The sequence below is a fragment of the Paracidovorax cattleyae genome, assembly GCF_900104515.1.
GTDB lineage: Bacteria > Pseudomonadota > Gammaproteobacteria > Burkholderiales > Burkholderiaceae_C > Paracidovorax > Paracidovorax cattleyae.
In genome coordinates this window covers 52,299-65,206 of sequence record NZ_FNJL01000033.1, presented here as the reverse complement: position 1 = coordinate 65,206, position 12,908 = coordinate 52,299, and the positions used below count along the sequence as shown (strand labels likewise).

The following is a 12,908-nucleotide window of genomic DNA, read 5'->3' as shown; positions in this document are numbered from 1 at the left end:
CATCCTGAACGCGCTCTACCGGCAGAACACCGCCTACCGGCAGGTCACGTCGAAGGTCGAGGGCATCAAGCACCCCTACCTGAACGTGGGCCGCATCGAAGGCGGCACGAACACCAACGTCGTGCCCGGCAAGGTGGTCTTCAAGCTCGACCGGCGCATGATCCCGGAAGAGAACCCCGTGGAGGTGGAAGCCGCGATCCGCCGCGTGATCGACGAGGCCGCCGCCGGCTTCGAGGGCATCCGCGTGGAAGTGCGCCGCCTGCTGCTGGCCAACGCCATGACCCCGCTCGCGGGCAACCGCCCCCTGGTGGACGCGATCCAGCGCCATGCCGAAGCGGTGTTCGGAGAGCGCCCGCCGGCGGTGGGCACGCCGCTCTACACCGACGTGCGGCTCTACGTGGAGCGCGGCATTCCCGGCGTGATCTACGGCGCCGGCCCGCGCACCGTGCTCGAATCGCACGCCAAGCGCGCGGACGAACGCGTGGAGCTCGAAGACCTGCGGCGCACCACCAAGGTGATCGCGCGGGCGCTGCACGACCTGCTGGCCGGCTGATTCCATTCCCTGCTGGCCCGCCCGCCCGTGCGCTCGATACACTACGCGCCACGGGAGGCGACCGGGCAGTGGACACCATTCAGGCTATCGAGCCGATCTGGCACTCAGGCGATAGCATGGGCTTGCCCTTCTTTGCGGGATGCCGGCCCACGGACGCCACGGCCTCGCAGCCAGGGAAAGATCGCTGCATCCGTGGTCGCGCGCACGGGCAGGGGAAGCGCAACCCATGAAGGACGGACAACGGGCGCCTTCCGAAGCGAGATTCCCGGGCCTGATCGGCGACGGCATGGCGCTGGCCACGGCCGCGCTGAAATTCGCCGATGCCCTGGTGGTACTGGGCAGCGGACTGCTGGCCTACGCACTGCGCACCGGGCAGATCGAACTGCCGGATGCTTCGCAATATTTCTACGCGCTGCTCGCCAGCGTACTGCTGACGCTGCTGGTTTTCGTGCAGCTCGCGCTCTACCGGAGCTGGCGGCTGGCGATGCCGACCATGATGGCAGGGCGCGTGCTGCTGGGCTGGGGCGTAGTGCTGGGCGTGCTCGCCTCCCTGAGCTTCCTGAGCAAGACCGGTCCGAGTTTTTCCCGGCTGTGGTTCCTGTACTGGGCCGGGCTCGGGGCCTGCGGGCTGATCGGTGTGCGCCTGCTGCTCGATCGCGCACTGCGCTGGCTGCACCGCCGCGGCATCGGCACACGGCGCATCGCCGTGCTCGGGCCGCATGAGCGCGTGGCGCAGGTGGCGGAGCGCATCCGCAGCGGTCCATGGTCCGGACTGCAAATGGCACCGGTGCCCGAGGCGATCAATGCCGGCGATCTCGCCGCGCTGCCGTCCTGGCTGGAAGACCATGGCGTGGCCGAAGTCTGGCTGGCATGGCCGATGCGCGAGGAGGCATTGATACGCGAGAGCGTGCGCCACCTCGGCGCCACGAGCGTGCATGTGCGCTGGATTCCGGACATCTTCGCTTTCCGCATGATCCACCACGGCATGGCGGAGCTGGCTGGAACGCCTCTGCTGGAGCTGTCGGTGCGCCCCCTGCCGCGCAGCTCCCGGCTGCTCAAGGCATGCCTCGACAAATCGGTGGCAGCCACGCTGCTGCTGCTGGCCAGCCCGCTGATGCTGTTGCTGGCCGCCGGCGTCAGGCTGTCCGGCCCCGGCCCGGTGATCTTCCGCCAGCAGCGGCAGGGTTGGGACGGGCGCCCGTTCGAGGTCTGGAAATTCCGCAGCATGCGCCTGCACGACGCGCAGCACTTTCCGCCACAGACGGTGCGCGGCGATGCGCGGATCACGCGCTTCGGGGCCTTCATGCGCCGCACCAGCCTCGACGAACTGCCGCAGCTCTTCAACGTGCTGCAGGGCCGCATGTCGATGGTCGGGCCTCGTCCGCACGCCCTCGCCCATGGTGCGCAGTACCAGGATCTGGTTCCCAACTACCTGCAGCGCCACCGCGTCAAGCCGGGCATCACCGGCTGGGCGCAGGTCAACGGCCTGCGCGGAGAAACCGACACGCTGGAGAAGATGCGCAAGCGCGTGGAGTTCGATCTGTACTACATCCAGCACTGGTCGCTGTGGCTGGACCTGAGCATCATCGCCCAGACCTGCGTGATCGTGCTGTTCGATCGGGACGCATCCTGAACAGGGTGATGGAGCATGGCCGGAGACCGGACGGCCGGACGGCATGTGCCGCGCACAAGAGGAGTCCGATGGGATGAGGTGGACATCGCAAGCTGACTACAACGATCCGGCGTCGCTCAGCGCCCGCCTGCGCGCGCGGCGGATGCAGCTGTTCATGGAACTGGTCCGGGACTGCTACCGCCGGCAGGGCCATTGCCGGGTGATCGACGTCGGCGGAACGCCGGCCTACTGGGCGCAGGTGGAGGACACATTCTTTGCAGAAAACCACTGCGAAGTGACCGTGGTCAACCTTGATGCCCACAGCGGCAGCCCGCCCCGGCCTCATCTGCGCCTGTGCTTCGGCGATGGCTGCGCTCTGGCATTCGGCGACAACGCATTCGATCTCGCGCATTCCAATTCGGTCATCGAACACGTCGGCGACGCAGCCAGGATGCAGGCTTTCGCCGGCGAAATACGGCGCGTGGCACCACGGTACTACGTGCAGACCCCGAATTACTGGTTTCCGATCGAACCGCACTACCTCGCGCCCGCCATCCAGTTCCTGCCCCGTGCCTGGCAGGCCGAGTTGCTGTATCGCCTGCCGCTGGGCCGCGTGCCGCGGCCCTCCACGCGCGCGCAGGCGCGCCGGTTCGTGGAAGGCATCCAGCTCTTGACCCGCCGCGACATGGCACGCCTGTTCCCCGACGGCATGCTGGTCGGCGAGCGCTTCTGCGGCCTCACCAAGTCATGGATGGCGGTGCGCCGCTGAGTACCCCGTCCGGTGCCGCAGTCCTGCGGCCCCTTCGGCGTACATCGCCGCCACCGCCAGCGCCGCGTGCAGCGAAAACGGATAGAACGGCAGGTAGAAGTCGAACACCCCCATTCCGAGCAGCAGGCAGAGCCACGCCAGCGCCCAGCGGCGCACGCCGCCACCGGCCCGCAGCAACGGTGCCCAGAGCGCATGCAGCAGGCCCAGGCCGGCCAGCAGGCCGCACAGCCCGGTCTCCGACAGGGCGGCCAGCACCAGGTTGTGCGCGTGCAGCTCACCGCGCAGGAAGCGGCCGCCGGTGTAGTCGGGCACCAGGAACTGGAACACCCCCGGCCCCAGCCCGAACCAGGGATGGCCGCGCCACGCTTCGACCGCACCGGCCCAGAGGTAGGTCCGCCCCAGCGACACGGCGGTCAGCAGGCTTTCCCGCGAGGCGCTGGTCATGTCCGCGTAGCGCTGCCAGAGCACCAGCCCGGCAAGGGCAGCCAGACCGAGCAGCGCCGCACCGGCCAGCCGGCGGTGCAGGCGCGGCAGGCCGGAGCGGGGCCAGGCGCACCAGGCCAGCAGGAGCCCGGCCGGCAGCAGGGCGTTGCGCACCTGGGTGAGCGCCAGCGCGGTGGCAGCGCCCAGCAGCGCCAGCGCCAGCGCCACGCGGCCCAGTTCGCCGCGGCGCTGCAACTGCAGCACGAGCAGCGCCACCACCACCGAGGACGCGGCCAGCAGCGCCGGATGCTCGTACATGCCCGAAGTGCGCGGCAGGTATTTGAACGTGTCTTCCGCGTGAAACGCCAGCGAGAGGCGCAGTGCCGGCGGCCACTGCAACAGCACGGCCACGCCCAGCGCCAGGTTGAGCCACAGGGCGATCAACGCCGCGAGCACCGCAGCCCGCGGCCAGCGCGGACAGGCCACGGTCAGGTTGAGCATCGCCCACAGCGCCAGCAGGGCGGTGGCATAGCGCGCGGCGAACCGAAACGCGAGCGGTGCATGCCCGGAGGCCAGCACCGATGCAGCCAGCGCCACCATGCACGCCAGGATCGCCAGCAGCGGCCTGCGAAGACAGGGTGGCACGCCGTGCCGCCACAGCGCCCAGGCCGAGACAGCCAGCATGCCGCCGAGCAGCGCCACCGAGCCCAGCGACAGGCCGCCGCCGGCAGGGCCCGCGAGCACCACCTGCTGCAGGCAGGACAGCAGGTAGGCCGCCAGGCAGGCCGCCACCGGCAGGGCCTGCGACGGCTGGCTTTCAGGCTCTCCCGATGGCACGCCCGGCCCCGTCATGGCCCGGAAGGCAGGAGCGCCTGCGCACGGTAGCGCCGGCTCAGGCGGGCACGCAGCAGCAACATCAGGAAAACCGCATTGGTGCGCAGATAGCGCCATGCCAGGCGACGCGGCTCCTGGATCAGCCGGAACACCCATTCCATGCCGAGCCGCTGCATCCAGTGGGGAGCCCTCGGCAGCATCCCGGACAGCACGTCGAAGGACCCGCCCACGCCCATGGCGACCGCCGCGCCCAGGTCGGGCCAGTGCCGCTGCAGGAACAGCTCCTTGCGGGGCGAACTCATGCCGATGAAGAGGTAGCGTGCACCCGAGGCGCGGATCTCCTGCACGATCCGGGGGGCTTCGGCATCGTCGAAGTAACCGTCCCGAGCGCCGGCAATGCGCAATCCAGGGCAGGCCGCGCCCAGGCGGGCGGCCGCGGCCTCCACCACGGCCGGCCGCGCGCCCAGCAGATAGACGCCGGCGCCGGAGCGGGCGGCCTGGGCGCACAGGTCCTGCATCAGGTCGATACCCGCGCGCCGCGGCGGCGGCGAAGCGCCCAGCCAGCGCAGGCCGATGCCGATGCCGCTGCCGTCGATGTGGACCAGTTCGGCCTCCTCCAGTGCCTGGCGCAGCAGCGGCTGCGCGCGCGCATCGACCAGCTTGGCCACGTTCAGCCCTTCGATGCGGATCCGCGCGCCGCTGTCCGCGGCAGCCTGCGCGCGCTGCAGCAGTTCTTCCGGAGCCACCATGTCCAGCGGACCGCCGAAAAAACGCAGGCGGGACGGCCGCGCGGTCAAGACGCAGCCTCCCGGACGAGCGCGCCGTAGAGCGCGAGCACGCGGGGCCGCAGGCCTTCCCAGGTGAAGCAGGCACGGATGCGCGCGGCGATGCAGGGAGCCACCCGGTGCTGCCCCTGCTGCCGGACGCGCGCGGCAAAAGCCGCCACATCGCCCGTCGGGTACAGGGCGCCGGTCAGGCCTGCCTCTTCCAGAATCGGGCGATTGCCCGGGATGTCGCTGGCCACGACCGGACAGCCGAGCAGCAGCATCTCGATCAGCACCGTCGGCATCCCCTCCACGGCCGACGGCATCACGAAAACGTCCGCACCTGCGGCCATCTCGGCCACGCCGGCATCGTCGATGAAGCCGTGAAAACGCACGCGCGCGGCCACGCCCCGCGAGCGGGCGGCCTCCTCCAGCCGCGCGCGGTCCGGCCCCCGCCCCACCAGGTGCAGTACCGCCGCCTCCATCCCGGGCTCGGCCAGCACCGCGATGGCATCGTGCAGCCGCTTGACCGCATCCAGGCGCCCCACGGACAGCAGCGCGGGGGTGCCTTCCAGGCGGGGTGCGGAGGCCGGGGGCGCTGCCAGCTCGGCCTCCAGCACGGCATTGGGCAGGACCACCGGATCGCCGGGCGCCATGCCGCGATGCCGGAGGTAATCCACCCAGTGGTCCGACAGCAGCACCACGCGGTCCGCGCCGCGCAGCAGCCTGCGCTCGGCCAGCAGGTCCCAGCAGCGCTTGCGCAGGCGCTTGGCCGGGCCGGGATCGTCGTCGTAGTAGCAATGCGGCGTATAGACCACCCGCCGGCCGCGCAGCCGCGCCAGCAACGCGGCCCAGGCCGCGATGGGCGTGCGCGCGCCGTGGACGTGCACCACGTCTGCCCACCCGACCTGCTCCCAGAGCTGCCAGGCTTCGGCCCGCACCGCGGCATAGCCATGGGCAGTGCCCTCCTCGGCCCTGGGAGCCGCCACGCGCGGCGTATGCCCGGCCTGCGCGGCGAGTACCGCAAGGCCGTGGATGTGGCGGGCCACGCCGCCGCCGCCGGCATGCGGCGCGAAATCCTTGTAGACGTGCAATATCCGCATCCGGTTCACCCTCCCGCCGCGCCCGACGCCGTCCGGCCTCGCGGCCCGGCCATCCCGCTCCCGGCTTCGTCCGGCCGCTGCGCTCGGCCGGACGCGCAATGGCGCAGCACGCCGCCGAGCAGCAGCCAGAACCCGCCGGCCCCGGACACCGTGAGCCCGTTGTCGGAGGATACGAAGGTGGTCATCATGCCGCACAGCAGCCAGAACGCCGCCAGCACGACCGGGTCGCGATGGAGCCGGTACGCCCGCCACAGCCTGCGCAGGCACCATGCCACGAAGGCCAGGAACAGCAGCGCAGCGGGCACGCCCATCTGGTAGGCGATGCTGAACAGCGCGCCTTCCCCGCCGCCCAGATCGGTCAGCGACTGGCGTGCGGCGAGCGCGCCCTGGCGTCCCACCCCGCCGCCCAGCAGCAGCACCTGGTGCAGATCGGCCAGGTTGCGCTGGAGCGCCCACCAGTGGCCGATGGTGGAGCCGTCCCGGAATTTCATCGAACTCACCACGATGCCATAGGATGCCATCGCCAAGGCCAGCAGCACGCCACCGGCCAGCAGCCCCCCGCGCGGGCGCCGAGCGGACCAGCCCCCGCGACGTCACGAGATAGCCCAGCACGGCAACGATGCCCGCCAGCATCGCGCCGCGGGTGCCGGACATCCAGACTCCTGCGAGCAGGCCGGCGCACGCCAGCAGGGCCCGCCACGGCCGGCGGCGCTGCCACAGCGCCAGTGCCGCCAGGGCCGCGGTCACCAGGAACTGGCCTTGCGCGAGGGGTGCGGCCAGCAGGCCGCCGGCACGGCGCGCAAGGGGCTCGCCACCGAAGAAGTTCCACGGCAGGCCGGTTTCGGGCTCGGTATCCCGGGGCTGGACGCCCTTGGTGTCGAACATGTAATCCGGCAGCCGCACGCTCCGCACCCAGAAATCCGTATGGGCCAGGTCCCAGGCGCCGAACACGGCACTGGCCACGCCCAGCCACACGAGGCAGCGCACGGCCAGGCGCAGGTCCTGCGGATGCGGCATGCAGGCATGGCCGGCCAGCAGGAACAGCATGGGCACCAGCACGACGCCCAGGGATCCGAGCACGATGCCGACCGGCAGGCCATGCAGGTAGCCGGCCGGCGCATACGCCGCGGCGAGCGCGCAGAACCCCAGCACCGACACCAGCAGCGCGCGCGGCATGCGCGCGGTCAGCAGGCCCGCCACCGCCAGCGACAGCAGTGCCGCGTCGCGGGCGGGCCGCAGCAGCGCGGCTTCCGGCCAGGCGCCGCCACCGTACAGCCAGGCCACCAGCAGATCACCTGCGTGGATCCAGAGGATCACCAGCACCAGTCCGAGCCGCCTCATGGTGCGCGTCCCGGGCGGTGCGGCCATTCGGGGTCGGCATCGAAGCTGCGCTGCAGCCAGCACGACTGCTGCGCCAGGAAGGCGGCGCGCTCTCCGGCGTCGCCGCACAGCTGGCGGACCAGGGCGGACAGGGCCGGCGCATCGGCCACCTGCCGCGCAGGGCGGCCCACGGCCTGGGCTCCGGCCGAAGCGGCGGCGGGCCAGTCCATGCCGACCACGTAATGGCCGCAAGCCGCCGCTTCCAGCAGCGCGGTGGAGCAGAAGCCGGCCACCACTGCCGGCGGCCCACCCGCCGCGAGCGGCGCATGCGGGGGCTGCCGGCACAACGGCGCCAGTTCCGTTCCGGCATAGGGATGGCCGCCGCGCACCTCTTCGGGATGCAGCAGGATCTGCAGTGTCAGGCCTCCCGGCCGGTCCTGCGCGAGTTTCCGCGCCAGCGCCAGGAACTCCGCCGCGAGCGGGCGGCCGTAAATCGGTGTGTGCGTCTGCGACACCAGGTACAGGGCCGCGGGCACGGGAGCTCCCGGGGCACGGTGGATCGCGCGTACAGGGCCGTAGCCGAGCGCGTGCGCTGCCACGCCGTGCCGCGCATAGACCTCGGCGCTGCTCGGGCCCCACAGCACATGGCGCTGAGCGCGCGCCGGGAAAAACTCATCCGTTGGCAAGCCATGCTGGACACACACGCTGCGCCAGCCCGTGCCCGCAGCCCGCAGCAGGGCCACCGCATACAGATCGAAATCATTGTGCAGCAGCAGCGTTCCGCCCGGATGGGCAGCGAGCGTCCGCTCCCAGGCCCCGCGCCACAGGCGCTGCCGGAACACGCAACTGCGCACCAGCCAGGGCGAAACGGCCGGTACCCCGTCTTGCAGGGCACGCAGCCTCCAGGCGCCGAGCGCATGCCGCCAGGCCTGCGCGGAAGGCCGTGCGGGCTCCCGCCCCGCGACCCGCCCGCGCAGGCGGGGGTGCATCAGCACGGAGCAGGCGATGCCGCGCTGCGCGAGGTCGGCCACGCACGGGGCCAGCGCAGCCCAGCCATTGCTGCCCGGCAGCGTGGCCAGGGCCACCCAGCCGCCCAATGATTCAGGTTCCGGTTCCGCGGGCAGCCTCCAGCAGAGCCACGCATCGCGCAAGGCCGCAAGCAGGGCGCGCAGCACGGCCATGCCGCCCCTGCGTGCCAGGAAATAGGCCTCGTGGCGCGTATCGGCGGCTTCTTCGCCGTATTGGTCGAGCAAGGCCTGCCGGAATTCAGGAAACCGCATCGCCCTCCTCTCGCGCCATGCGCCGGCGGTTCCGCCAGCGCTGCAGTTCACCGGGCAGCCCGCTGCCGAACAGCCGCACGACCGCACGCTTGAGCAGGCGCCGTGCGCGGTCCCGCGCACCCCAGCGCACGCTGTCCAGGCGCACGTCCAGGTGGTGGATTTCTTCCGCGGACGCGGGCTCCACGGGGGCGGGAACGCAGCCCCCGTCCGGGCGCCGCAACTGCACCCACAGGTTTTCCGCCAGCACCCCGCCGCCCTGCCATGCGCCGCAATGGACCACCTCCAGGCCGGCGGCGACGGCCAGCCGCCGCAGCAGCGGTGCGGAAAAATAGCTGAGGTGCGCCGGATGCACGTAGTTGCGCGAACGCCAGCCGCTCATCACGTCCGGCACCTCGATCCAGGCCTGCCCGCCCGGTGCGAGGATATGCCCCAGGTCTTCCAGAAAAGCCCGCGGGTCCGGCAGATGCTCCAGCACGTGGAAGGCGACCACGGCATCGGTTTCGCCGCCAGCGAGTGCCTCCCACCGGGGCAGGAAACACACTCTCGCGCCATCGAGCAGGCGCTCGCGGTGCGCCCGGTCGGGCTCGCTGGCCGACAGCTGCAGATCCGGCCGCTGCGCCGCCGCCACGCCAAGGAACGCCCCGAATCCCGGCCCCATCTCGAACAGGCGTGCGCCGTGGGCCAGTGCAGGAGCGATGCGTGCCAGCCGCTGCCGGGCGACGGGACGGTCGCCGCGCCAGGCGAAGAACCGCTCCTCGCTGCGCCAGGGCACCTCCGCCGGGAACAGCCTGCGGTAGTCGCCCGCATAGAATCGCGCCAGCGATGCATCGGTGAAATCCGGTGCCAGATACGCCGCAGCGCACCAGCCGCAGCGGCGCAGTTCCTGCCCGCTGCCGGCATATGCCTCGGGCCAGACGGAGCGCTGCGCGCCCGTCGCGCCGCAGCAGCGGCAGCGGCCGTCGTCGGGCGCCCACTCAGCTGCCATGGCCCGCTCCTTCCCACGTGCCGGCGCGGCTACCCATACACGCTCCCATGCCACAGCGCGACCGACACCGCGAGCCACAGCGTGCTGTGGGCGCGCCCGGTGGCCAGTTCACGGCGCAATCGCGGCAGATCGAGGAAATCACCCAGGCCCGGTGGAAGCGACGCGAGGGCCTCCTGCAGGGGCATGCGGTCCACCAGGAACTGCTCGGCGTGGCCGAAGCCGGTGCTCTTGCGCTGGCCCGCGATGCGCGGCGGCACATCGGCGGCGAAGGCCTGCCGCAGCAGTGCCTTGCCGTGGTAGTCACCCATGCGCAGGTGGGCGGGCGTGGCGAGGGCGCGCTCCACCAGCCGGTAGTCCAGGAAAGGCGCCCGCACCTCCACGCCGGAATGCATGCTGTTGCGGTCGGTCATGCGCAGCACCATCGGCAGGTTGGTCGCCAGCACGTCCCCACGCATGCGCGTCTGCGCATCGCCCCGGCGATCCGCCTGCAGGGCCTCCAGGCGCGGCGCCTGGTCATGCCACAGGGCCTCCGACATGCTGGCCACGCTCGGCCGATGCCGCCGCAGCAGCGCGCCCAGCGGCAGGGCCGGAAAGTCCCAGGCCAGGCGATTGAGCAGCAGCCGCGCGTCCACCGCGCCACTGGCCAGCAGCCGCACCAGCGTGGGGAGCCTCAGGCCGCGCAGCGCGCTCCGCGCGGACAGGGCCAGGTACAGCCGCACATAGCCGCCGAACAGTTCGTCCGCGCCCTCGCCATTGAGCACGACCTTGTAGCCCGCCTCGCGGATCGCCCGGTACATCCGGAAGCTGGCCAGGATGGACGGGGTGCAGAAAGGCTCCTCCTGCGCCTCCACCAGGGCCCGCAGTTCGTGCACGTCCGGCAGTGCATGCGCGCGGTGCACGTGGTGGCGGTCGGCATGGCCCCATTCAGCCATCGACGCGGCCGCGGCGCCGACCTCGTCGAAGCCGGCGTGTGCCGCATCGCTGTAGCCATAGGTGAATGCCCCTTCGAAACAGGTGCGCGGCGCCGCGCCCGCCTGCAGGCCGATGCGCGTCAGGATGGAGCTGTCGAGGCCTCCCGACAGCAGGGCCACGCTCGGCACGTCGGAGCGCAGCCGCAGGCGCGTGGCATCCTGCAGCAGGGCGCGCACCGTGGCGGCGTCGAGCGGCGGCCCTTCCCCGGGATGCGGCCACCGGTGGTACGGGCGCTTCGTGCTGCGCCCCGTCGGCGACACACGGTACAGCCAGCCCGGCGGCACCGCGCGGATGCCTTCGTAGAAAGTCTCGCCTCGGTGGTCCGACAGGCCCGCGACCAGGAAATCGAACACCGCGCCCGGGTTCGGCGCGGGATGCCCGCCCAGGGCCGCAGCGATCGCGCGGATCTCGCTGGCCAGCAGCAATTGCCGGCCGTCGTGGTGCAGGTACAGCGGCTTCACCCCGAGCCGGTCGCGGCAATAGACCAGGTCGCCCGTCGCCTGCTCCAGCAGCACCACCGCCCACATGCCATTGCAGCGCGGGAAGAAATCCTCGCCCCAGGCACGCCAGCCCTGCAGGATCACCTCGGTGTCGCTGTCGGTGCGGAACCGGTGGCCGAGCCCTTCCAGTTCCCTGCGCAGTTCCAGGAAGTTGTAGATCTCGCCGTTGAATACCACCACGTTGCCGGTGTCCGGGCAGCGCATGGGCTGGGTGGCGGCGCTGCTCAGGTCGATGATGGACAGGCGGCGGTGGCCGAGCGCGGTCGGTGCCGGCAGTTCCAGGCACAGCAGGCCCTGCGCGTCCGGGCCGCGCCGGGCCAGCGCCGCGAGCGCGCGCTCCGCCCGCGCCTGCAGCGGCGCGCCGGGCACGAAGCTGCGCAGCGCGACTATGCCGCACATGGGGGGCTCCAGGCACATCGCGGCGCGTGGCCTCCAGGCATGGCGGCACTCGTCATGGCCGCGTCTCCTGCGCCGGGTACAGCAGGCTGCGGTGGCGCCAGGCGGACCATGCCACCGGCACCAGCAGCACCGCGGCGAGCACCCATCCACCGGCCCCGAGCCAGAGCGCGGCAGCCAGGAGCAACGACCACAGCGCGGCATGCCCGCCGGGACGCAGCCGCAGGCCGCACAGTTGCAGGCTGGCCACGGCAATGCCCAGGATGCACAGCAGCCGGCTCCACAGCAGCGGCAGCGGCGCATGCCAGGCGGCTGCGGCCAGCTGCAGCAGTGCGCTGCACGAGAAGCCGCACACCAGGACGCGCAGCAACGCGCTCTCGCGGTGGCGTCCGATCAGTTGGGCCGACAGCACGCCGCCCGACAGGACGATAGCACCCGTCGCCAGCACCGGCATCACCCAGGGCAGCCAGGCCTGCTGCGCCGCAGTGCCCCAGGCCTCGGCCGCCGCCAGCACGGCCTGCGCGCCCAGCGCCGACAATGCCAGCACCAGCGACACAAGGGAGCGGGTCCAGCGCGCCCCGGGATCGTTGTGCGCCTCGGCCAGCAGCAGCCGGTTGAACTGGTTGAAGACCCCGCTCGCGCCACCGATCAGGTAACCCAGGAACAGGTACCTCGGCAGGAACGCAGGTGCTGCCGAGGCCAGCAGGAACGGGGTAAGCCGGTCGTGCAGCGTGCCGGCGATGCCCAGCGCCGACAGCCGCAGCCCGGTTCCCAGCATGTGCCCTCCCCCCGCGGCTTCCGGCAGTAGCAGGCGCGGAGGCCCCCCGAACACCGCGACATTGGCAACGGCCTGGACCAGATAGCCCAGGCTCACCGCGACACCGGCACCCATGCCCCCCTCCCACCCCGGCATGCCGCGCAGGGCGAGCCAGGCCGCGATGGCTGCCGGCATCGCGACCTGCTGCACTCCGAACCCGGCCAGCCGTCGCCCCTGCGCCAGCAGCGGCGCGGAGTAGCCGACCAGCCCCAGCAGCGTGGCCGGCAACGCGGCCAGCAGGTAGGCGAATCCCTCGCCCTGGCCGCCCGACTGCCACCACGCACCGGCCACCCAGGCCAGGTCCAGCGCCAGCGTGGCCAGCAGGCGGTGCCAGAGCGCCCGGCGCCAGCGAACCACCCAGTCCGCCGAGGCCGGGTCTTCGCGCAGGAACAGCGAGGCATAGCCGAGGTCCGCCAGGAACAGCACGGTCAGCAGCCCGAGGTGCGCCAGCCCCACTTCCCCATAGCCCTGCATTCCGAACTGGCGCAGCAGCAGCCACTGGAACAGCAGGGTGCAGCCCTGCCCGAGGGCGTACAGGACAGCGCCCGAAAGGAATCCAGCGCGCATGCGGGCCGGGGTG

General features: G+C 71.9%; 11 protein-coding genes. 3 read left to right on the top strand and 8 right to left on the bottom strand.

Going from position 1 to position 12,908, the window contains the following annotated elements:
- From BLR05_RS21505 to BLR05_RS21495, 3 genes are all read left to right on the top strand, one after another.
- Positions 1-553 (top strand): M20/M25/M40 family metallo-hydrolase (locus BLR05_RS21505; RefSeq protein ID WP_143015972.1); only part of this gene is annotated, 553 nt, incomplete at its 5' end.
- 226 nt (positions 554-779) lie between these two features.
- Complete coding sequence (locus BLR05_RS21500) at positions 780-2,186, top strand: undecaprenyl-phosphate glucose phosphotransferase (RefSeq protein ID WP_092838677.1); 1,407 nt, start codon at positions 780-782, stop codon at positions 2,184-2,186.
- A gap of 73 nt (positions 2,187-2,259) precedes the next feature.
- The gene (locus BLR05_RS21495) at positions 2,260-2,934 is read left to right on the top strand and encodes a class I SAM-dependent methyltransferase (RefSeq protein WP_167361317.1); all 675 of its coding nucleotides are present in this window, start codon (positions 2,260-2,262) and stop codon (positions 2,932-2,934) included.
- Here BLR05_RS21495 and BLR05_RS21490 read toward each other — a convergent pair.
- The 8 genes from BLR05_RS21490 to BLR05_RS21455 all read right to left on the bottom strand — a co-directional run bounded on the left by BLR05_RS21490 (position 2,911) and on the right by BLR05_RS21455 (position 12,895).
- Positions 2,911-4,209, bottom strand: a complete 1,299-nt coding sequence (locus BLR05_RS21490; RefSeq protein ID WP_208606049.1) for an O-antigen ligase family protein — start codon at positions 4,207-4,209, stop codon at positions 2,911-2,913. The two genes, BLR05_RS21495 and BLR05_RS21490, sit on opposite strands and share 24 nt — an antisense overlap.
- Positions 4,206-4,988: a WecB/TagA/CpsF family glycosyltransferase gene (locus BLR05_RS21485; RefSeq protein WP_225979144.1), complete on the bottom strand. Its 783-nt coding sequence runs from the start codon at positions 4,986-4,988 to the stop codon at positions 4,206-4,208. The genes BLR05_RS21490 and BLR05_RS21485 overlap by 4 nt, the downstream gene beginning before the upstream one ends.
- A complete protein-coding gene (locus BLR05_RS21480; RefSeq protein ID WP_092838668.1) occupies positions 4,985-6,058 on the bottom strand; it encodes a glycosyltransferase family 4 protein in 1,074 nt (357 codons plus the stop codon). Before BLR05_RS21480 ends, BLR05_RS21485 begins: the two co-directional genes overlap by 4 nt.
- A 5-nt stretch (positions 6,059-6,063) precedes the next feature.
- Positions 6,064-6,579 carry a hypothetical protein gene (locus BLR05_RS26840; RefSeq protein ID WP_208606047.1) on the bottom strand — a complete coding sequence of 172 codons (516 nt, stop codon included), beginning with the start codon at positions 6,577-6,579 and terminating at the stop codon, positions 6,064-6,066.
- A gap of 816 nt (positions 6,580-7,395) precedes the next feature.
- A complete protein-coding gene (locus tag BLR05_RS21470) occupies positions 7,396-8,658 on the bottom strand; it encodes a hypothetical protein (RefSeq protein WP_092838665.1) in 1,263 nt (420 codons plus the stop codon).
- Positions 8,645-9,643 carry a class I SAM-dependent methyltransferase gene (locus tag BLR05_RS21465; RefSeq protein ID WP_092838662.1) on the bottom strand — a complete coding sequence of 333 codons (999 nt, stop codon included), beginning with the start codon at positions 9,641-9,643 and terminating at the stop codon, positions 8,645-8,647. Before BLR05_RS21465 ends, BLR05_RS21470 begins: the two co-directional genes overlap by 14 nt.
- 29 nt (positions 9,644-9,672) lie before the next feature.
- Positions 9,673-11,514 carry an asparagine synthase (glutamine-hydrolyzing) gene (asnB, locus tag BLR05_RS21460; protein ID WP_092838694.1) on the bottom strand — a complete coding sequence of 614 codons (1,842 nt, stop codon included), beginning with the start codon at positions 11,512-11,514 and terminating at the stop codon, positions 9,673-9,675.
- 52 nt (positions 11,515-11,566) lie between these two features.
- A complete protein-coding gene (locus tag BLR05_RS21455) occupies positions 11,567-12,895 on the bottom strand; it encodes a hypothetical protein (protein WP_092838659.1) in 1,329 nt (442 codons plus the stop codon).
- Positions 12,896-12,908: the final 13 nt, after the last annotated feature.

Bases quoted from the DNA above. Each gene is read 5' to 3' on its own strand.
- BLR05_RS21470 (WP_092838665.1), bottom strand. From the start codon at position 8,658: ATGCGGTTTCCTGAATTCCGGCAGGCCTTGCTCGACCAATACGGCGAA.
- asnB (WP_092838694.1), bottom strand. From the start codon at position 11,514: ATGTGCGGCATAGTCGCGCTGCGCAGCTTCGTGCCCGGCGCGCCGCTG.
- BLR05_RS21490 (WP_208606049.1), bottom strand. From the start codon at position 4,209: ATGACGGGGCCGGGCGTGCCATCGGGAGAGCCTGAAAGCCAGCCGTCG.
- BLR05_RS21500 (WP_092838677.1), top strand. From the start codon at position 780: ATGAAGGACGGACAACGGGCGCCTTCCGAAGCGAGATTCCCGGGCCTG.
- BLR05_RS21480 (WP_092838668.1), bottom strand. From the start codon at position 6,058: ATGCGGATATTGCACGTCTACAAGGATTTCGCGCCGCATGCCGGCGGC.
- BLR05_RS21455 (WP_092838659.1), bottom strand. From the start codon at position 12,895: ATGCGCGCTGGATTCCTTTCGGGCGCTGTCCTGTACGCCCTCGGGCAG.
- BLR05_RS26840 (WP_208606047.1), bottom strand. From the start codon at position 6,579: ATGGCATCCTATGGCATCGTGGTGAGTTCGATGAAATTCCGGGACGGC.
- BLR05_RS21495 (WP_167361317.1), top strand. From the start codon at position 2,260: ATGAGGTGGACATCGCAAGCTGACTACAACGATCCGGCGTCGCTCAGC.
- BLR05_RS21465 (WP_092838662.1), bottom strand. From the start codon at position 9,643: ATGGCAGCTGAGTGGGCGCCCGACGACGGCCGCTGCCGCTGCTGCGGC.